Source organism: Acinetobacter sp. UBA801 (genome assembly GCA_002296655.1).
Taxonomy (GTDB): domain Bacteria; phylum Pseudomonadota; class Gammaproteobacteria; order Pseudomonadales; family Moraxellaceae; genus Acinetobacter.
In genome coordinates this window covers 1-19494 of record DBIN01000010.1, presented here as the reverse complement: position 1 = coordinate 19494, position 19494 = coordinate 1, and the positions used below count along the sequence as shown (strand labels likewise).

The 19494-nt window shown below is 43.1% G+C and carries 18 protein-coding genes; 9 read left to right on the top strand and 9 right to left on the bottom strand.

The window, feature by feature from the left end; genetic code table 11:
- The 3 genes from pncB to asd form a co-directional block, all read left to right on the top strand.
- Positions 1 to 791: nicotinate phosphoribosyltransferase (gene pncB, locus B2W49_RS01375; protein WP_291333884.1), on the top strand; the 791-nt coding region annotated here is incomplete at its 5' end.
- Between the two features lie 163 nt (positions 792 to 954).
- Positions 955 to 1797 carry a sulfurtransferase gene (locus B2W49_RS01370; RefSeq protein ID WP_291333882.1) on the top strand — a complete coding sequence of 281 codons (843 nt, stop codon included), beginning with the start codon at positions 955 to 957 and terminating at the stop codon, positions 1795 to 1797.
- On the top strand, positions 1794 to 2654 hold the full coding sequence (gene asd / locus B2W49_RS01365; RefSeq protein ID WP_291333880.1) for an archaetidylserine decarboxylase: 861 nt from the start codon (positions 1794 to 1796) through the stop codon (positions 2652 to 2654). The genes B2W49_RS01370 and asd overlap by 4 nt, the downstream gene beginning before the upstream one ends.
- A 96-nt stretch (positions 2655 to 2750) precedes the next feature.
- Here asd and phoR read toward each other — a convergent pair whose 3' ends face one another.
- The 3 genes from phoR to B2W49_RS01350 form a co-directional block, all read right to left on the bottom strand.
- Positions 2751 to 4109 carry a phosphate regulon sensor histidine kinase PhoR gene (gene phoR, locus B2W49_RS01360; RefSeq protein WP_291333877.1) on the bottom strand — a complete coding sequence of 453 codons (1359 nt, stop codon included), beginning with the start codon at positions 4107 to 4109 and terminating at the stop codon, positions 2751 to 2753.
- Between the two features lie 9 nt (positions 4110 to 4118).
- A complete protein-coding gene (gene phoB, locus B2W49_RS01355) occupies positions 4119 to 4829 on the bottom strand; it encodes a phosphate regulon transcriptional regulator PhoB (protein WP_291333875.1) in 711 nt (236 codons plus the stop codon).
- 216 nt (positions 4830 to 5045) lie between these two features.
- Entirely contained in the window at positions 5046 to 5744 is a 699-nt protein-coding gene (locus B2W49_RS01350; RefSeq protein ID WP_291333873.1) for a TetR/AcrR family transcriptional regulator, read from the bottom strand.
- Between the two features lie 231 nt (positions 5745 to 5975).
- On the opposite strand from B2W49_RS01350, the gene B2W49_RS01345 reads away from it, so the two are divergent.
- The gene (locus tag B2W49_RS01345; RefSeq protein ID WP_291333871.1) at positions 5976 to 6815 is read left to right on the top strand and encodes an SDR family NAD(P)-dependent oxidoreductase; all 840 of its coding nucleotides are present in this window, start codon (positions 5976 to 5978) and stop codon (positions 6813 to 6815) included.
- Between the two features lie 26 nt (positions 6816 to 6841).
- Here B2W49_RS01345 and B2W49_RS01340 read toward each other — a convergent pair whose 3' ends face one another.
- From B2W49_RS01340 to B2W49_RS01320, 5 genes are all read right to left on the bottom strand, one after another.
- Positions 6842 to 8209 (bottom strand): MATE family efflux transporter, encoded by a 1368-nt coding sequence (locus B2W49_RS01340; RefSeq protein WP_291333869.1) that lies wholly within the window; start codon positions 8207 to 8209, stop codon positions 6842 to 6844.
- Between the two features lie 114 nt (positions 8210 to 8323).
- Positions 8324 to 9478, bottom strand: a complete 1155-nt coding sequence (locus tag B2W49_RS01335; RefSeq protein WP_291333867.1) for a methionine aminotransferase — start codon at positions 9476 to 9478, stop codon at positions 8324 to 8326.
- 158 nt (positions 9479 to 9636) lie between these two features.
- Positions 9637 to 10965, bottom strand: coding sequence for a DUF445 domain-containing protein (locus B2W49_RS01330; RefSeq protein WP_291333865.1), 1329 nt, complete (start codon positions 10963 to 10965; stop codon positions 9637 to 9639).
- Positions 10966 to 10983: 18 nt separating this feature from the next.
- On the bottom strand, positions 10984 to 11559 hold the full coding sequence (locus B2W49_RS01325; protein ID WP_291333863.1) for a CC0125/CC1285 family lipoprotein: 576 nt from the start codon (positions 11557 to 11559) through the stop codon (positions 10984 to 10986).
- A 45-nt stretch (positions 11560 to 11604) separates the two neighbouring features.
- Complete coding sequence (locus B2W49_RS01320; RefSeq protein WP_291333861.1) at positions 11605 to 12144, bottom strand: DUF924 family protein; 540 nt, start codon at positions 12142 to 12144, stop codon at positions 11605 to 11607.
- A 663-nt stretch (positions 12145 to 12807) separates the two neighbouring features.
- Between B2W49_RS01320 and gshA the strand changes: the two genes are divergently transcribed.
- Together gshA and B2W49_RS01310 are read left to right on the top strand one after the other, a co-directional pair.
- Positions 12808 to 14385 carry a glutamate--cysteine ligase gene (gshA, locus tag B2W49_RS01315; protein ID WP_291333859.1) on the top strand — a complete coding sequence of 526 codons (1578 nt, stop codon included), beginning with the start codon at positions 12808 to 12810 and terminating at the stop codon, positions 14383 to 14385.
- An 18-nt stretch (positions 14386 to 14403) separates the two neighbouring features.
- Positions 14404 to 14937, top strand: a complete 534-nt coding sequence (locus B2W49_RS01310) for a disulfide bond formation protein B (protein WP_291333857.1) — start codon at positions 14404 to 14406, stop codon at positions 14935 to 14937.
- A 145-nt stretch (positions 14938 to 15082) separates the two neighbouring features.
- Here the strand turns inward: B2W49_RS01310 and B2W49_RS01305 are convergent, their stop codons facing one another.
- Entirely contained in the window at positions 15083 to 16414 is a 1332-nt protein-coding gene (locus B2W49_RS01305; protein WP_291333855.1) for an alpha/beta fold hydrolase, read from the bottom strand.
- A gap of 308 nt (positions 16415 to 16722) precedes the next feature.
- Here B2W49_RS01305 and B2W49_RS01300 point away from each other — a divergent pair, with 308 nt between their 5' ends.
- From B2W49_RS01300 to B2W49_RS01290, 3 genes are all read left to right on the top strand, one after another.
- Positions 16723 to 17307 (top strand): YqiA/YcfP family alpha/beta fold hydrolase, encoded by a 585-nt coding sequence (locus B2W49_RS01300; RefSeq protein ID WP_291333889.1) that lies wholly within the window; start codon positions 16723 to 16725, stop codon positions 17305 to 17307.
- Between the two features lie 14 nt (positions 17308 to 17321).
- Positions 17322 to 19202 carry a DNA topoisomerase IV subunit B gene (gene parE, locus B2W49_RS01295; RefSeq protein ID WP_291333854.1) on the top strand — a complete coding sequence of 627 codons (1881 nt, stop codon included), beginning with the start codon at positions 17322 to 17324 and terminating at the stop codon, positions 19200 to 19202.
- A gap of 90 nt (positions 19203 to 19292) precedes the next feature.
- A partial coding sequence (locus B2W49_RS01290) for a helix-turn-helix domain-containing protein (RefSeq protein ID WP_000120247.1) occupies positions 19293 to 19494 on the top strand: 202 nt, incomplete at its 3' end.

Here is a 19494-nt window from a genome sequence, read left to right as displayed (position 1 = left end):
GCAATGATGGGGTCTGGGCAGAAGGCGAGCGCCGTTTACAGAAAAAAATTGCCTTGATTCAAAGTTACCAACAGCAGCAACAAGCTGAAGATCCGCCATTTTTGGTTTCAGATTTTGGTACACGCCGCCGTTATAGTTTTGCATGGCAAAAACACGTGATTACGGCCCTTCATCAAGCTGTACCAGAGGTGTTTCGTGGCACCAGTAACGTGCTGCTGGCTAAAGAATTAGGCATTACCCCAATTGGGACCATGGCACATGAGTTTTTACAGGCATTTCAAGCGCTAGATGTGCGTTTACGTGACTTCCAAAAAGCCGCGCTAGAAACTTGGGTGCAGGAATATCGGGGGGATTTAGGCATTGCCTTGACCGATGTGGTTGGAATGGATGCTTTCCTGCGTGACTTTGATCTGTATTTTGCCAAGTTGTTTGATGGCTTACGACATGACAGTGGCGACCCATATGTGTGGGGCGATAAAGCTTATGGGCACTATAAAAAGCTGAAAATTGACAGTAAAACTAAAATGCTGACTTTCAGTGATGGCTTAAATGTCGAAAAAGCGTGGGCTTTACATCAGTATTTTAAAGACCGTTTTCAGGTTAGTTTTGGGATTGGTACCAACTTAACCAATGATATGGGGCAAACTGCGCTGAATATTGTGTTGAAATTGGTGGAATGTAATGGTCAGTCGGTGGCAAAATTGTCCGATAGTCCGGGTAAAACCATGACCGATAATGACACTTTCCTTGCATATTTACGCCAAGTTTTTGAAGTACAAACCCCTCTTTAAAAACTTAACTCATTCAAGAAACCGAAGAAAATCTTCGGTTTTTTTCTAGATTAAATCATGTGATTGTTAAAATTATGCGAAAGTTATGAAAAAAACAGCATGCCATCAAAAATGACCTATACTAAGTTAAAGTTGATTGCCAAACAGACTGAACCGCATAAAAATGAGCACATCTCCATTCAATTTTGGACTGCTGATTGAAGCAGAAGATTTAGTTCCCTTTTTAGGGCATGAAAAATTGCGCATTGTCGATTTGAGCCGCAATTCGGTGTACGAGCAATTGCATCTTCCGCATGCTTTACAGCTCAAACCGAGCATGTTGCTACGTCAGGATGAACATACGTCGGGTCTATTGCCTGAACCTGAAGCTTTACAAGACTTGATTCAGTATTTGAATATTTCCCCTGAACATCATGTAGTTGCCTATGATGATGAAGGTGGTGCATGGGCAGGGCGTCTGATTTGGAATTTACACTGTTTGGGATTTGAAAATACCAGTTTACTGAATGGTGGGATTCACGCATGGTTGGCAGCAGGTTTTCCCACCACTTCGGAGGTTGAACCACTGACTCCTGTGAGCAGTCTCGTTCCTGTTGTCGAGAAAAATCAGTATCGAATTCAATATGATGAGCTATTAGAAAAGTGCCAAAACCAGTCGGTGCAACTTTGGGATTGCCGCACCACAGATGAATATACAGGGCTGCGTTTGGCTGCACGACGCGGCGGTCACATTCCTGGAGCATTGCATTTTGAATGGAGTACTGCCCTTAATCGTGAAAATCATTTAAAATTACAACCCTTAGAACGCACACGACAGCGTCTGGAACAACTCGGATTCAATTTAAACGAACCTGTAGTGGTGTATTGTCAGTCACATCACCGTTCAGGTTTGGCCTACATTTTAGGGCGTTTATTGGGTTGGAAAATTCAGGCCTATGATGGTGCGTGGAGTGAATGGGGCAACCGCCCTGACAGTCCTGTTATTACTGGAGAGTTGCCGTCTTGAGCCTCACATCACGTTTAAAAAAACAAATTTTCATTCAGGCACAACGCGTTGTGCCACAACATCAATTATCACGTGTTGTGGGTAAACTTGCAGCCAGTGAGCATCCTGTGCTCAAAAATGCGGTGATCACTGCATTCAAGGCGCAATATGACATTGATATGTCTTTGGCTGAGCAAAGCAATGCCTTGAAATATAAGTCTTTTAATGAATTTTTTACCCGTTCTTTAAAGCAGGGCGTGCGGGAAATTGACAGCAATCCGAACAGCATTGTATCGCCTGCAGATGGGGCAATTTCGCAGCTAGGTAAAATTGAAGATGGGGCAGTTTTTCAGGCCAAAGGTCAGCAATTTACTGTTGAAAACTTAATTGCCGACCCGCAACTGGCTGAACCATTTAAAAATGGTCAGTTTGCAACCGTGTATTTATCTCCGCGAGATTATCACCGTGTCCACATGCCTTTTGCAGGCACACTCACCGAAACTTTATATGTGCCGGGCGAGTTGTTTTCTGTCAATCAAACCACAGCCGAAAATATTCCGGGTTTATTTGCCCGCAATGAGCGCATGGTATGTTTGTTTGACACGGAACTGGGCCGTATGGCGGTGGTTTTGGTGGGTGCCATGATTGTTGCGGGCATTGAAACCGTGGCGACAGGTAAAGTAAAACCATCAGGACGTTTGGAATTGAATCAGCACCAATTATTCCTTGAAAAAGGTGCAGAATTAGGACGTTTTTATTTGGGTTCAACCGCGATTGTTTTGTTTGAAGAAAATAAAATGCAGTGGGATGCTGAATTCAAGCCCAATTCTGTGGTGGAAATGGGGAAAGCCTTGGGGCATATCGTTTCCGCTGAATAAAATCTGATGAATTGAGAAATAAAAAAACGCCAAAATAATTTAGCGTTTTTTATTTTTAACTTTGTAATTTGTTGGGTGTTGTATCCAAATCAGCGCTTAACTTTCGTAATACAAACGCTCTTTCGGGAACACAGCTTTGAATATAGAGCCTTGATTTTCTTTAGATTCGACTTCTAAGTGTGCATTGTGCTGCATTAAAACGTGCTTCACAATTGCTAAACCTAAACCTGTGCCGCCTGTTTGTCGGCTACGCGCGCTGTCTACACGATAAAAGCGTTCGGTTAAGCGTGGTAAGTGTTTCGGATCAATCCCGATGCCTGTATCTTCCACAGTAAAATAGCCTTGATTGCCATCATCATGCCAGCCAATGGTAACCGTCCCGCCTTTTGGGGTGTATTTAATTGCATTGGTGATTAGGTTGCTAAAGGCGCTAGCCAGTTCTACATCTGAACCAATCAGATCATAATGACTGTCAATATTTAGATTGAGTGTATGCCCATAATCGACGTTATAGGCATGTGCATCATCAAATAATTGATTCATTAAACTTGGCATTTCAATGATTTGATTTTTGGCGATGGTTTTTTCATTTTCCAGACGTGACAACAACAGCAGGTCATTCACCAAAGCATTCATGCGTCGGGTTTGTGACTGCATTTGCTCAAAAGCACGTTTCCAACGCGGGTTAATATCTTCCTGATCTGTAAATGTTTCGATATAACCACTCAGCACGGTTAGCGGGGTGCGTAATTCGTGTGAAATGTTATCGACAAAGTCTTTACGCATTTGTTCTAGGTTATGCATACGCGTCATGTCGTAAGCAAATAACAAACGGCTATCGCCACCAAACTGAGTCATTTTGATGTGTACATATTGCCCTTCATGTACACTCGATTTCATTTTTAAACCGTCAGGTGCTTGGTCAATATGATTAAAATATTCAATAAAACTAGGCTGGCGCAAAATAGTCAGGATGTTGCGTCCACGGTCTAAAGGCTGAATACCTAACAGTTTTTCTGCAGCAGGGTTCCACCATTCAATCTGATGATTTTCATCAATCAGCATCACGGCTTCATCTAATGCCACCAATGAAGACTGGGCACGATCAATCAACCCGACCATTTCGGCCTGAACTATACGTTCCTGACGTTGTGAGCGATAAACATTGAACAGTAATGCGCCCCAAATACCATGTAGATTCGGCGGTACATCATAAGGACGATTGGAAATCCAATCATTGACTAAATAGAGCGAACGCATTTGCTGAAGAAAAAACAGCAAAAAGGCGAGGCTAATACAAATCCAAAAATACCCAATCCCAAAACCAATCAAGCTTGCAATAATCAGGAAAAAGGCCAGTAATCGAAAATCTTGTTTGGCAAAAGTCCATAAACTGCTGTAACGAACTTGTTTGATGTCACGGGCGAGTTCAGGGACTGGGTAAGGTTCGTACATAAAATAATTTTAGCCTAGAGCAACATCCGCACGTGTCGAGAAGCGATAACCTGTACCACGTACCGTTTGCACAAAACGGTCTACAGCATACGGTTCCAAGACTTTACGTAAACGACGAATATGCACATCAATAGTTCGGTCTTCAATATATACATTGCCGCCCCAAACTTGGTCAAGCAATTGCGCACGGGTGTAAGCGCGCTCTGGGTGCGTCATAAAGAACGCCAATAAACGATATTCGGTTGGCCCCATTTCTAAAATATTGTCGCCAAAACTGACACGCTGGCTAACTGGGTCCAAAATTAAACCGTTGGCATCAATGGTTTTTTCACCGCTTAGAGCATTGGCACGACGCAAGACGGCTTTAATTCGCGACACCAGTTCACGAGTTGAGAACGGCTTGGTCATGTAGTCGTCCGCGCCTGCATCTAAACCTTGAACTTTGTGATCTTCTTCACCACGTGCAGTGAGCATAATCACAGGAATTTCGGCAAGGTTGTCATCGCGTTTTAGACGACGACACAAGTCTACACCGCTGACACCGCCTGGCATCATCCAATCAAGCAAGATAAGCGCTGGACGTTGATCGACAATCATCTGATGAGCTTGTTTTGCATCTTCTGCTTGTAAGCACTGAAAGCCTGCCATATCTAAAGAGGTATGGATCATCTCCCGAATTGGAAGTTCGTCATCGACGATTAAAATGTAGTCATCTTTCACAACGCAATATCCTATAGATGTTAACGGTGGGCCGTTTTATTTATGACAGGCTTATTACAAAGATTAATTATGACAGTATCATTGCAGAAAGGGTTAATTGAGCTATATTTGCAATAATTTGTGACAAATTAGTGTCGATTTGATGAAAAATCTGAATAGATTCAGTAAAAGTAAAATAATGAATTTGAAAAATATTATGAATATTTTTCAAATTTATTACAAGGTCGAAGAATCTTTCACAAAAGCTTGCTCTTTTTCCGAAAAGGTCTGTAATAACGATAAAAATACAATACGGCAAGAAGACAGCACATCTTCCATAGATTGTTTGAAATCGCTCATCACCCAGCGAATCGCAATTTGGGTGACGTAACCATTTAAACCAGTTGCCACCAATGAAATCTCACGGTTGGGGCGGTCTAAATGCGGCATCATCAGCATGACAAAGGCCTGAATCATGCGGTCAAAACGTGACATAGTTTCGTGAATAGTGGCTTGGTTATGTAGTTCTTGCACCAGCATGGCATCAATATAAATAATACGCGCCATTTGTGGGTTGTTTTTTAGCGTAGTTAGTAAAGCCGTTAGTCCTGCATCAATCATTTTTTTGGGATCAGCCGAAGCTTGCATAATGGCTTGCATGACATTTTGCTGTAACTCATCAATCAGTTTTAAAAAAATGGTCTGAAACAGTTCTTCGCTTTTTTTAAAAGATTCGTAGAAATAGCGCTCGGTCAGTTTAGCTTCGGTACATATATCTTTTACGGTCACGGCAAAAAAGCCATGCGTCCCATAGGCTTGAATACCTGCCTCAATCAATTTTTCACGACGTACCTGTTTGCGCTCAGTTAAAGATAAGCCTTTAAACTGTCGTTCTTTTGGTGATTTCTGGGTAGTTTTTTCTGTTTGTGCAGTCATGGGCAGTCGTTCTGTCCTGTTCAGTTAAGCCAAATACGAACCGTAAGCAGGCTTTATATTAGCAATAATTATCTGTTAAACCTATGATTTCAGATTCATATGCGATATTCCTACTAGTCTATATTGACAATACCTATTGTCAAAATTATATTTAAACCACAGCGCATCGCACAGCCCTACAAAACAACAAGCAGGTCTGAACTGTGCACGCCACATACTCAAGGAAATCACATGAAAAATTTTAAAAATAAAGTTGCCGCAATTACAGGCGCAGGCTCGGGTATTGGGCAGCAATTGGCTGTTCTATTGGCGAAGCAAGGCTGTCATTTATCGCTCAGTGATGTGAATGAACAAGGTTTGGCGCAAACAGTGGATTTGCTCAAAGACAGTAATGTGCGCGTGACCATTAAAAAGGTGGATGTTTCTCAATTAGAACAAATGCGCGAATGGGCAGCTGAAACTGTGCGAGACCACGGCTCGGTCAATATGATTTTTAATAATGCAGGCGTGGCATTAGGTTCTACCGTAGAAGGTGCAAGTTACGAAGAGTTGGAGTGGATTGTTGGTATTAATTTCTGGGGTGTGGTCTATGGCACCAAAGAATTTTTGCCTTTCATCAAACAAACGGGAGATGGTCATATCATTAACATTTCCAGTTTATTTGGTTTAACTGCACAGCCAACGCAGTCGGCTTATAACGCAACCAAATTTGCGGTGCGCGGTTTTACCGAGTCTTTGCGTCAGGAATTGGATTTGGAAAATTGTGGTGTGAGTGCGTTGAGCGTGCATCCAGGCGGGATTCGTACCAATATTGCCAACAATGCTAAAATGAACGACAGCATGCGCACTTTGGGCATGAATCCTGAAAAATCGGCACGTGCTTTTAATAAATTATTGCGTTGCCCGCCTGAAGAAGCGGCGCGCCAAATTTTAGAAGCGGTACAAAAAGACAAGCGCCGTTTATTGATTGGTAATGATGCTAAAACTTTGGATTTAATCCAGCGTATTGTTCCAACGGGTTATCAGAAAGTTACCGCATGGGCGACTAAGTTGGGCAAGAAACGCGGTTAATCTAACTTACAAATATAACAGACCATTCAGACCAAAACCTGAATGGTTTTTTTCTTCCAGACAAATTGATAATACGCACCTTGACCGATGCACAGACTCACAAATGCCAAGGCATAGGCATACCAAATTCCTTGCAAGCCCCACCACTGACTGAAGAAATAAGCACACGGCACTTCAATTAAAACAATCGCTAAAATATTGATGATCATTGGCACATTGACCGTACCACTGGCACGCATAATAGAGGCAAAAATTGCACTGGCACCAAAAAATAAAATGGCCCATAGCACAATAAATAAGAGCTGCTGACCCAGTACCACCACTGCCGGATCGGTAATAAACAGCGCCATCAGATATTTAGAAAATAAATAACCCAAGGTAACTAAAATACCTGTAATTAGCAGATTCATGCCCAAGGCAGTGCGGGTCACTTTGGCCAGCAATTCGGCTTTGCCTGCTCCAATGGCTTGTGCTGCAAAAATTGAAGCAGCTATTGCAATGGACAGCGCAGGAAATTGAATATAGTTCAACACTTGATTGACTGCACCATAGGCGGCAGTGGCTTCAGCACCGTGTCGATTGACCAAACCAACAATCACTAAACCTGCCATAGAGGTAGTGACCATTTGTAAGCCAGTAGGAATGCCCAAGCGTAAAATCACTTTGCTTAAATTGGGTTGATGCCGAATTTGACGTAGCAGATGCCTATCCATTTTTAGGGGATGGTTCTTTTTATTTAGGTAAATCACCAAAAAAATTAAAACAGCCAGATAGCCCATAATGGTGGCAATTGCAGGGGCAATAATGCCTAAGCGAGGAAAGCCAAAATAACCTGCAATCAGGATGGGAGTAATCACTAAGCCCATTAAACTGGTTAAACTCAGGGCAATGAGCGGCGTAAGGCTATCGCCCACTCCACGTAAAATTGAGGTATAAATAATATACACAAACAACAATGGGCTGCCTGCCAACATCCATTGCACATACGGCAGGGATAGATGCATCACTTTGGGATCTGTACCCAATAATCTTAAAATTTGCTCGGCAAAAATCACCCCTAAACAGGCAAACAAACTGCCGCCAATCAGTGTCATAAATAAAGTCGAACCGACAATACAACGCACTTTTTCAACATTTTGCGCTCCCCATGCTTGGCCAACCAACACAGTCGAGCCTGCTGAAAGTCCAATTACAAAGGCCATGAGGCAAAAAATAATGGGAAAAAATACCGACACCGCAGCAATGGCTTCTACCCCCAGCATTTGCCCGACAAAAATCGTATTAATGGTACCTGAAAGATTTTGCAAAATATTGGTGGCAATCAGTGGTAATAGAAACACCAAAAAGGTTTTCCAAAGTTGAGGGTGATCGACCAGTGCCTGAGGTCTTGCCATGCCAAATCCTGCGCTTCAATATGCGGTTGTTTGAAATTTCACATTAGCATGATTGAGTTATAAAAAGCCTTAGCTTTTCAGTAACTCAGTGCCGTTTTAGTGGCGCTTTGCCGCTTAAATTGCTGATAAAATTTCACCTGCACGCAACAAGGTTTCAGTTTTTTTAGCAAAGCAGAAACGGATTAAACGTAAATCATCGGGCGGGGTTTGATAAAATGCAGACACAGGAATACCGACAATGCCATGCTGCTCGGCTAGAAAATGGCACATATTGACAGCATTTAAGTCAGGGCGGATATTGCTGTAATCTAAATTTTGAAAATAAGTGCCTTGTGCAGGGCTGAATTGAAAGCGTGAATTGGCAATGCCTTGATTAAACAAATCACGTTTGTCCTGATAAAACTTTGCCAATTCTGCAATATGTTCAGGGTGTTGCTGCATATAATTTGCCAGTGCCACTTGCACAGGGCTAACCCCGCAGAAATTAATAAATTGATAGGCTTGGCGAAAGAGCTGCATTAAGGCAGGTGCCGCTGCACAGTAACCAGTTTTCCAGCCTGTGACATGAAAAGTTTTACCAAAAGAACCTACGACAAAACTACGTTCCCTCAGTTCAGGAAAAGACAACACAGAGCGATGTTGATGCGTATCAAAGACTAAATGTTCATAGACTTCATCGGACAGCACCACAATATTATGTTCCTGAATAACATCAATTAAATGCTGCCAATCTTGCGCTGACCACACTGTACCTGTGGGGTTATGTGGCGTGTTGATGATGATCATGCGGGTTTTGGCATGAATTGCATCTTTGACCCTATTCCAGTCCACCTGAAAATCCGGAGCATTCAGCGGAATATGAACGGCTTTTGCACCCAATAATTTTATACAGGGTGCATAACTGTCATAACTTGGATCAAAAATAATGACTTCATCGCCTGCCTGTAACACGGTTTGCATGATGCTAAAAATAGCCAGTGTTGCCCCTGGGGTGATGGTAATTTCACTGATCGGGTCAAGTGTTAGCTGATCACGCTGTAAAAATTGCTGTGCCAGTTGTTCACGTAGCGGCAAGTAACCATCGCCCGAAGGATATTGATTAAAGCCTGCGTGTGTGGCTTGGCTTAAAGCATCCAGTAATGCTGCAGGTGGGGGAAAGTCGGGAAAACCCTGCGATAAATTTAAGGCATTCAGTTGTTGTGCCAAGTTAGACATCGTACTAAAAATACTCAGACCTTGAGCAGGCAGTTTCGCGTGAATATCGAGCATAGTGGGGTTCTGGTTGTGGCAGCAGTTTGTTTTACATCGTAGCGTTTTCAGGAGTGAATGCAAATGGGGTAAAGGGGGTTGATGTGGCTTGAATAGATCGTTCGAGGCGTTATTTTTGATTGAACACCTCAAGATCGATTTATCATAAAACTTGCATCTCAAATCAACTCCACCAATGCCCGGATAATCCCCAATCCTAGACCAATAAATGCACCTACGACCACACCATTGACCCGAATCATGTGTAAATCACCACCGACTTCGTTTTCAATTTTGCCAATCATTTCGCGAGAGTCCCATTCGTGAATACGCTCACTAATAAAACGAATCACTTTTTCACTGTATTGATCTGACAAATTCACCGCAATCGTACTCATTTTTTCATTCAGTAACTGACGTACTGCGGTATTAGCAATAATATTTTCACCGACTTGCTGAATGGCAACACGCAAGTTTTGTGCAATTCCCGAATCAGGTTTTTGTAAATCTTCCTTAATCGCATTGCAAAGAATCACCACCGCACCACTAATAAAATTCAAGACTTGTGGACTGTCTAACAGGGCATTTTTAGTGTCATTCAGACGCAGACTGGCACTGCTGTTGTTATCTGCCAGTTGTAACATCAGTTGTTGTCCAGCTTCTTCAATTTTTTGTCGCCAAGGATGCTCAGGGTCTGCCAACATAGATTCGACCCGTTGCAATAAAGAATCTATGGTGCGTTGTTGCACATCAATTCCAATCCAGCTCGCACCTTTGGCCAGTTTCCACACGCCAAGTTCTTTAAACAATTGACGGGTCAATTCACGGCTTTTTTCAGGATGTTTCAGCATCCAGTCATGGGCAAGGTCTAAACCGCGTTGTAGCACATCCTGATGGAAGTCATTTTCCAAAACCGCACGCAGCATTTCACTGGCCAAGTGGTTGACCTGCGTGTTGCGGACCCATTGCACACTGTTGCTTTGAATAAAGCGCCCAATTTGTTCTTGCCCGACAAATTCAAAAATTTTCGGTACAGTCTGCTGAATGACTTGGGTTACTTGCGCATTATTTTGCGGATTCGCCAACCATTTACCCACGGCTAAAGATAAGTCAGTGCTGTGCAGGCTTTTTTGTACCACGTGTGGCGATAAAAAGTTTTCCTGCACAAAACGCCCCATCGACTCGGCAATACGGTCTTTGTTGCGTGGAATAATTTCGGTGTGATCACGCAAGAATTTAGGAATTGGCATTTTGCCAAAAGGGTTGCGAAACAGCACCGTAATTGCATACCAGTCTGCCAAACCACCCACCACGCCTGCTTCGGCAGACAGCATTAGAATGTGAATCAACCACGTATATTCAGGCAGTAATTTTGCGGTCAGCATTAATGCCAGCCATGCCACTACGGCAATCACTAAAGCAATGGTCGCAAAGCGTTTACTGCGTTGCAGACTCGGAGAGGTATGCTGCGAGCTGGTCGCTAAAGTGTGGTCAGACGCTGTATTCATGCAGGCATCCTTATTTCATTAGGGCGCGGCAGGGGCGGAGCTTGGTGGAGTTAATGGTTGTCCTGTTGGACTTAAACCATATTTTGCCCCCAGTGATTGTAAAATCAGGCTGGCATCAAAGGCATCTTCAGGTGCAGATTTTTGATCTTTAAAACACTGAATGGTGTAAGACACTTGAGTCGGATCGAGGGTGACCACTTGCGGCATATCATAGAATGGGTCAGGCCAGAAGGGTGCGCGACGATGATAATATCCATACGGCGAATAACTGTATGGATAGTAACTTGGTGCAGGGTAAACCACGGCTTGTCTAGGTGGTTTCTGGCTACGATTACTTGGGTCATCTAGAACTTTAAACAAGCGAAAACCGTGTTGCAGCGTGGTTTGTGCTGCTTTCACCAAAGTAATTTCTTCTGCGGTGCCAAAACTCATGTTATGACCCGCTAAAAAACTAATCCGATAGGTCTGCACATTCAGTGGTGTGGTGCTGTATTGCCCCAATTGTTCAAAGCTGAGTGGTTTAGAGGGTGTCGTGGCACAGCCTGTAAACAGCAAACTGCTGGCAAGGGCAAGACCGAGGAGGAAATATTTCATGTGAAAGCTCCTGTACACATCAACCAGCCAAGACAAACTCGCCAGTTAAAAACTGCTATTGGGTTGGGTTAAAAACTCAAGCTCTTCTGCACTAGATGGGCGTCCCAACACCTGATTCCGATGCGGATAACGTCCAAAACGGTCAATAATTATTTTATGTTTCAGTTCATAGTCCAACACGGTGGGGTCATTCAAACGTTCAAACAACGTCAATGCGACTTCATGAATACGTTTGGATTCACTGTGCATAAACGGCATATATAAAAAACGGCGTTCAGTTGGGTTTAAGTTTTGATCCAATTTTAAGTGAATCATTTCTTGTGCCAACACCAAGGCCATTCCATCTTGGGCAAAGGCACGCGGGTCATTGCGGTATAAATTACGTGATAATTGATCTAAAACAATAATTTCAGCTAAACGACCTGCGGGTGTTTCGCGCCATGTCCATAATTCTCCTTGTGCAGCTTGTTGCAGTACATCGGTAAATTTTTCTGCAAGCAGGGCATCAAACTCTGCGCTTTTGACAAACCAGTTCGGTTCTGCAGCAGGAGAAAACCAAAAATCTAAAAAATCTTGATAATTCATACGCTTTATTATTTAGCTCTGTTCTTTTGATTATAAAATCACAAATTGAGCATGTCTTATAGTGCAACTTTGTGATAAAAAATTGCCAAATTCATGTGAGTCTCACTTTTAATTTGAAAGTGAATGAAATTTATGATGATGGTTGTTTGAATGAGAAGATGAAAGATTGCGACGGAGTTATGCAACATCTTCATCGGATTTTTGGATTGACCTTTGGTTCGACCTACCTTGCGAAGCTTCTCATTCGGCAAAATGAGAAGCTTCGCAAGAAAACCCTCTGTGGAGCAGTGTTTTCAATACAAAACCTGTTTAGTTGAAAATATTAGCCACTGTGGATTTGCGCTGCAAACAAAGCCGTGGTTGTTTTTGCTGAGGCTGTGGATGATGTTTCCGAGTATCGTGTGGTTATTATGAATGTGGGTTTATGGGAATTAAAATTTATTGACCTTGACCACTTTTTTATAAGAGGTCAGTATGCCCCAAAATCATCATTTAGTTAGAAAAAAACAGCCCAAACGCATGTGCTGATGCCAAATCAAGTTATACTTGAACGGTGGTAATTTCATCTCAGATCATGTGTATGATAGAGAAAATTACCCCCGACCCAAAATCAGCCTGTGGTTTATGTCGTATTTGTAGTGTATTGGATTAAGCGAGAGTGTAATGAGTCAACCCGAACCAAATGCGCAAGATGTTCTACCAGCATGGGTAGATGCTGCGTTGCTTCAAGGGATGTTGCGCGGAATTGAACGCGAAAGTCTGCGTATGCAAAGCGATGGCTTCTTGTCGCAGCATGCACATCCTCAAGCCTTGGGTTCGGCACTCACACATCCACACATTACCACGGACTATTCTGAAGCGCTAATGGAGTTCATTACTCCACCGCAAAGCAGCATTCAACACGCGCTGGATTATTTGCGTGATATTCATAGTGTAGTGAATCAACACTTGGGCGAAGGTGAAAAGCTTTGGCCACTGTCCATGCCGTGTATGCTCGATGAAACCGATGACAGTATCCCACTGGCGCAATATGGCAGCTCCAATATCGGGCGCTTTAAAACCTTGTATCGCCGTGGTTTGGGGGTGCGCTATGGTCGCCGTATGCAGACCATTTCAGGGGTTCATTATAATTTATCCTTCCCTGAGCATTTATTTGCCGCCTTGCAACAACATGAAAACGATGAGCAGCTCAAAGCACTGAGTTTGCAAGATTATCGCAGTCATCGTTATTTAGGTTTAATTCGTAATTTTATTCGTTTAACGCCATTGGTGATGTTCCTGCTCGGTGCAAGCCCATCGGTCTGTAAGTGTTTTATGACAGGGCGTGCACATCATTTGCTGCCGTTGTTAAGAGGCACGTTGTATTTACCGTATGCGACTGCATTGCGTATGGGTAACTTTGGCTATCAAAACTCGGCGCAGAAAAAACTTGGTATTCATTACAATGATTTAACGGGTTATTTGGATGGTTTGCAAAAAGCCGTAAAAACCCCGTATTTGCCATTTAGCCGCTTAGGTTTAGATGATGCGACGGGAGAGCCAATTCAAATTAATGACCATGTGCTGCAAATTGAAAATGAATACTACAGTTTGGTGCGCCCAAAACAAGTACCACAAGAGGGCGAAACGCCATCTCAAGCACTTGCCAGTCGGGGTATTGGCTATGTCGAATTACGTGCGGTAGATGTCAATCCGTACAGCCCAATTGGAATAGATGAAGATACGGCAGGCTTTTTGGAAGTATTGGCATTGTATTGTTTGTTACAAGATAGCCCAGCCTTGTTAGATGCAGAACAAAGCATCATCGAAAACAATCAGGCCGAAGTGGTCAATCGTGGGCGTGCGCCAAATGCGCACATTCAAGAGGGCGATATCAAAATCCCAATAGAAGCGTGGGGGCAGCGGTATGTCACCGCCATGCAACCTTTGGCTGCTTTACTTGATCAAAGTTATGCGACGCAGCTGTATTCTCAAGCTTTAGAGCACATGATGGCACGTTTGCATGAAGTCGATGAAACCCTGTCGGCCCAAATGATTGCCGATACTATTCAACATGGCGGTACCTGGGGCTTTGGCAGTTATATGGCACAGCAACATGCACATGCCTATGAGCAACATGCGTTGCGTCCTGAAACACAAACATATTTTGATGAAATTGCAGTGCAATCTATTCAACAACAACAACAACTTGAACAAGCACAGGGTCTGAGTTTCGCAGACTATGTTGCACAATATAGATAACAGCTCAGAGATTTAAACATGCAATTGAGTTATCGTCAGCTAAGTGGTGTTTTATTTTTCGCTAGTGTCATTGGGATGACATTTGCATTGTATTTGGAGCATGTGCAAGGTTTAGCACCATGTCCACTGTGCGTTTTTCAGCGGGTGGGTTTAATTGCATTGGGCTTGGTTTCACTGATTGCCTTTGTGCATAACCCTAAATCTAACGTGGTTAAGCGTATTTATGCGCTGCTCGGCAGCATTGGAATTTTATGGTCAGTGGGTGTGGCAGCACGACACGTGTGGCTGCAAAATCTACCGCCCGATCAAGTGCCAAGCTGCGGCCCAGGACTGGATTATTTGGTAGATGCTTTACCTATGAAAGCTGTATTACAACAAGTACTGTCGGGTTCAGGTGAGTGTGCCGTAATTGACTGGACGTTCTTAGGGCAGTCTTTACCAGTGTGGTCATTGTTTTTCTTTAGCGTGTTGGCAGTCATCAGTTTATGGCAATTGCTGCGTAACTATCCGTTTGTGGCATCGGCAACATTTGGCAAAGTGAAGAAGAAATAAATTCGGGCAGCCTGCCCACTGAATTAATAAAAATGCGCCATCCATAAAATTGAGATGGCGCTTTTTTGTTTAGGTATTATAGGTCTGTGAAAAACCCATCTAAAAATCATTGTGTTGTAGGGTATTTTGAACTGCTTGGACTGTGTTAGGTAAGTGCAATACCTTCTAAACTTGACCAATCGCCAATAAATTCATGAATTTGCTGCTCTGGTACCTCAGCATGCGCAGGATAAAACCATTTTACCAATTGCTCTGCCACACTTGGATGATATTGTAACTGGAAGTGGTTCAGACCATAGAACACAGCTTTGTGCGATTCAGGCAGTTTTAATTGAAAACGTGGGTTAGGATGTTCCCCCAAAGCACTTTTTATACTGACTAAATAATCACCAATGATTTTGCGGGTCAGGTTCTGCTTTTTCTCAAACTCAATACTGCCTGCTACGAAATAAGCGTTAATATGGGTCGGCAAAGGCGCAGGTTTGCGGTTGTCATCTACCTGTCCAATTCGTGCCTGATTGTGTTCCCAGTCATCATCTCGCACACTGCCATAGCGCAAATCTAAAATGCCGTTGCTGCGAATATTGACCAAATGCCCGACAATTTTCACAATCGGGAAGCGACCTAATTTTTCCTGTAAATGGAAACCAAAACGCTCTAAAACTGCCCCGTGATGTGGTGAGCCCAAACAGACCAGATTTTCGACCAAGTGAATCCAGTGCTGTAAATTTTGCTTACCGTAAAACAGCGCACTGCGCGATACCAAACCGCCCATGCTGTGCCCAATTAAATCAATACTGGTAATTTTAGGATGACGCTGAATTAAATCATCTAATGTATTGGCAAGGCTGCGACCATTGGCAGAAATACGACGTCCTGTATTGTAATTTAGATATAGCATGGTGTTATGGTCACGTTGTGCCAGTAATTTTTCACCAAAACCACCAAATTGATGTGTCGTCCAATCGAGGTGATTACGGCATAAACCGTGCACAAAAATTACCACACGCCCAGATAAATCGCCCTGTTGAACTTCGCCATAATGGTCATAGAGCACCATGGGTAAGGCGAGCGGATTTTGCTGTTCGAGTAGATAATCTCCCAGTATGCCATTTAGTACGCCGACTAAAAAGTGTAGGCTTGGCGTAAGTGCTTTGTCATGTAAGTTGGGAAATTGCGCAATAATTTGACGCAAACCTGGCGCAACAAAGTGATAGCCATATTGTTGTAAGCTGTTGAAGGCAAACTTATACAACTTTTGAAAAGTCGCAGTTTTTTGAAACTTTTGCGAGCGTTGTTCGCTCATGCCAAATACGCTGAGCAACACTTCACGTTGAATGGTTTGAATCACATCGCTCATCACGGCATTCAGGCGCGTGCTGACCAACTGTGCCAAGCCTTCTAATACATCGGCTTGACTTGGAGGTGTACGGTCCCATCTACAATATGTTTCATGCAGCGGTGTTAAACTTGGCATACTGTGTTGCCCCTTGCGTTCCCATCTACCGAACGCTTTATTTTTACTTGTGTTCGCGGTATAAACTCAAGAGTCTGCTGGCATTTCATGAATTTGCAGGATTGCAAATTTTTAGATGAATTGTCACCAACCCCGATACTTTTATTTTATCGTGTTCATCTTGAACTACTTGTAACATACCGATGACTGCCAAAATGTTCGCATCTTTTTGTCTAACAATTGCATTTTTCCATGAAAATTAAATTAAAAACGCAAAATAAGTGCTGTATCAGCCAAAAATTGAATGGTGTTGCTGAGAAATGTCACGCATGAATTTAATTTATTTACATGGTTTTCAAAGCAGTCCTTTGTCCATGAAAGGGCAGCTATTGCATGCTTATGTACAGCAGCATCGACCTGATATTCAGATGCACTTGCCCGATTTAAATGCTCCACCTGTAGAGGTTTTGGCAAACGTTTCGGGATTGATTCAAAGCTTGACCAAAGTGGCGTTGGTAGGCAGCAGTCTAGGCGGATTTTATGCGACACAACTGGTCGCACAGCATCATGTACCTGCTGTTGTGATCAATCCTGCTATGCGACCATGGCAGTTATTTCAGGACTTGTTTGGCGAGGTGCTGCCCTATGTGGTACATCCGAATTGGAGCTTAACTGCAGCGCAATTGGATGACTTAGCAGACATTGCGTTGCCAATTGTGCAAGATGCAGACAAAATATTGGTGTTATTGCAACAAGGTGATGAAGTTTTGGATTATCGTGAAGCACAGCGTTATTATAGTGCTGCCACGCCTTCGGCCATGATCATGACTGAAGCGCACGGCAATCATGCCATGGATGATTTTGCAGACAAAATTCCGATGTTACTGCAATTTTTATCGGATTCCCTAGCCTAAGGAAACAGTACAACGTGTCTCAATATACCGCTCAATCTCTTGAAGTTTTATCTGGTTTAGATCCAGTACGTCGTCGCCCGGGCATGTATACCGACACCACACGTCCAAACCATTTGGCGCAAGAAGTTATTGATAATGCGGTGGATGAAGCACTTGCAGGGCATGCCAATAAAATTACCGTAAAAGTCTATAAAGATGGCTCTTTGTCGGTAGAAGACAATGGCCGTGGTATGCCTGTCGATATTCACCCAGAATACGGGCAAAGCGGGATTGAAATTATTCTGACCAAGCTGCATGCAGGCGGTAAGTTCAGCACCGACAACTACCAATTTTCGGGTGGTTTGCACGGGGTCGGTATTTCTGTCGTGAATGCCTTGTCCAGTCGGGTTGAAGTGACCGTACAGCGTCAGGGCAACCTGTATAAAATGGCTTTTAATCAGGGCGAAGCCGCTGCACCTTTAGAAGTCTTGGAAGGCAAAGCGCCAAAACGTGCTTCGGGTACGTTGGTACATTTCTGGCCTGAAGCTAAATATTTTGATTCACCTAAATTTGCGCTAAAAGCCTTAAAGCACAATTTAAAAGCCAAAGCGGTACTGGCTGCAGGTTTAGAAATTCATTACATTGATGAAATTAACGATGAAGAAATTGTCTGGCAGTTTGAAAATGGTCTAGTCGACTATTTGATGGATGAGTTGGAAGATCGTGAGATTGTACCTGCTCCTGCTTTTGTGGCGACAGGTGAGGCAGAACGTGCTAGTGCAGAATTTGCAATTTGTTGGAACGTAGAAGGTGGCGAGCAAATTCAGGAAAGTTATGTCAACTTGATTCCGACTGCGCAAGGCGGTACGCATGTCAATGGTCTACGTTCTGGTGTGACCGATGCTTTACGTGAGTTCTGTGAATTACGCAATTTATTGCCACGTAATTTAAAATTGTCTGCCGAAGATGTTTGGGATGGGGTCAACTACATTTTATCGTTAAAGTTCCAAGAGCCGCAGTTTTCAGGGCAAACCAAAGAGCGTTTATCGAGCCGTGAAGCCGCAAGCATTATGCAGAATATCGCCAAAGATGCCTTTGCCTTGTGGTTGAACCAAAACTCTGACATTGCCATGCAACTGGCAGAAATGGCTATTTCTAAAGCAGGTCGTCGTTTAAAAGCGGCGAAAAAAGTAGAACGTAAAAAAATTGTTTCAGGCCCAGCCTTGCCAGGTAAACTGGCCGACTGCGTGGGGCAAACCCGTGAAGAATCGGAACTGTTTATTGTAGAAGGTGATTCTGCAGGGGGGTCTGCCAAACAGGCACGCGATAAAAACTTTCAGGCGATCATGCCAATTCGTGGAAAAATTTTAAATACGTGGGAAGTATCTTCGGACGAGGTTTTGGCTTCACAGGAAGTACATGATATTGCAATTGCGATTGGGGTTGACCCAGGCAGTGATGATTTATCTGAATTACGTTACGGCAAGATTTGCATTTTGGCGGATGCCGACTCGGATGGTTTACACATTGCTACCTTGCTGTGTGCTTTATTTGTGAAACATTTCCCAAGTTTGGTGGAAGATGGGCATTTATACGTCGCCATGCCGCCATTATTCCGTATTGATGACGGTAAAGATGTACATTATGCGCTAGATGAAGATGAGTTGGAAAATACGCTTAAAAAAGCCAAAACCAAAAATCCGCAAATTACCCGATTTAAAGGTTTGGGTGAAATGAATGCCAGTCAACTACGCGAAACCACGATGGATCCAAATACACGCCGTTTGGTGCAACTCGATTTAGATGACAGTCATTTTACTGCAGGTTTATTGGATAAATTGCTAGCTAAAAAGCGTTCTGCAGACCGTAAAGTATGGTTAGAGCAGAAAGGTAATTTAGCCGATTTGGCGGTTTAAGCTGATTTAGTTTGGAAACAGGGCAGAGTAAAACTTGAAGTGCGACATAAACCACCTAATTAATTTAAAGGGTTTATGGAGTATATAAAATTGTCATACCATCATCTTAACTTTGAAGATCGTACTGCATTAATGCTTGAGTCAAGAAAAGAAGGCTTTTCAGCCAGAAAATTTGCTGAACTCATTAAAAGACATCCTAGTACGATCTATCGTGAGCTTAAAAGAAATAGCATCAATGACGTTTATCAAGCTCGATATGCTTCTGATAACACCTTCGCTAGACGTAGACGTG

Bases quoted from the DNA above. Each gene is read 5' to 3' on its own strand.
- B2W49_RS01370 (WP_291333882.1), top strand. From the start codon at position 955: ATGAGCACATCTCCATTCAATTTTGGACTGCTGATTGAAGCAGAAGAT.
- phoR (WP_291333877.1), bottom strand. From the start codon at position 4,109: ATGTACGAACCTTACCCAGTCCCTGAACTCGCCCGTGACATCAAACAA.
- B2W49_RS01350 (WP_291333873.1), bottom strand. From the start codon at position 5,744: ATGACTGCACAAACAGAAAAAACTACCCAGAAATCACCAAAAGAACGA.
- B2W49_RS01345 (WP_291333871.1), top strand. From the start codon at position 5,976: ATGAAAAATTTTAAAAATAAAGTTGCCGCAATTACAGGCGCAGGCTCG.
- B2W49_RS01340 (WP_291333869.1), bottom strand. From the start codon at position 8,209: ATGGCAAGACCTCAGGCACTGGTCGATCACCCTCAACTTTGGAAAACC.
- B2W49_RS01335 (WP_291333867.1), bottom strand. From the start codon at position 9,478: ATGCTCGATATTCACGCGAAACTGCCTGCTCAAGGTCTGAGTATTTTT.
- B2W49_RS01330 (WP_291333865.1), bottom strand. From the start codon at position 10,965: ATGAATACAGCGTCTGACCACACTTTAGCGACCAGCTCGCAGCATACC.
- B2W49_RS01325 (WP_291333863.1), bottom strand. From the start codon at position 11,559: ATGAAATATTTCCTCCTCGGTCTTGCCCTTGCCAGCAGTTTGCTGTTT.
- B2W49_RS01320 (WP_291333861.1), bottom strand. From the start codon at position 12,144: ATGAATTATCAAGATTTTTTAGATTTTTGGTTTTCTCCTGCTGCAGAA.
- gshA (WP_291333859.1), top strand. From the start codon at position 12,808: ATGAGTCAACCCGAACCAAATGCGCAAGATGTTCTACCAGCATGGGTA.
- B2W49_RS01310 (WP_291333857.1), top strand. From the start codon at position 14,404: ATGCAATTGAGTTATCGTCAGCTAAGTGGTGTTTTATTTTTCGCTAGT.
- B2W49_RS01305 (WP_291333855.1), bottom strand. From the start codon at position 16,414: ATGCCAAGTTTAACACCGCTGCATGAAACATATTGTAGATGGGACCGT.
- B2W49_RS01300 (WP_291333889.1), top strand. From the start codon at position 16,723: ATGAATTTAATTTATTTACATGGTTTTCAAAGCAGTCCTTTGTCCATG.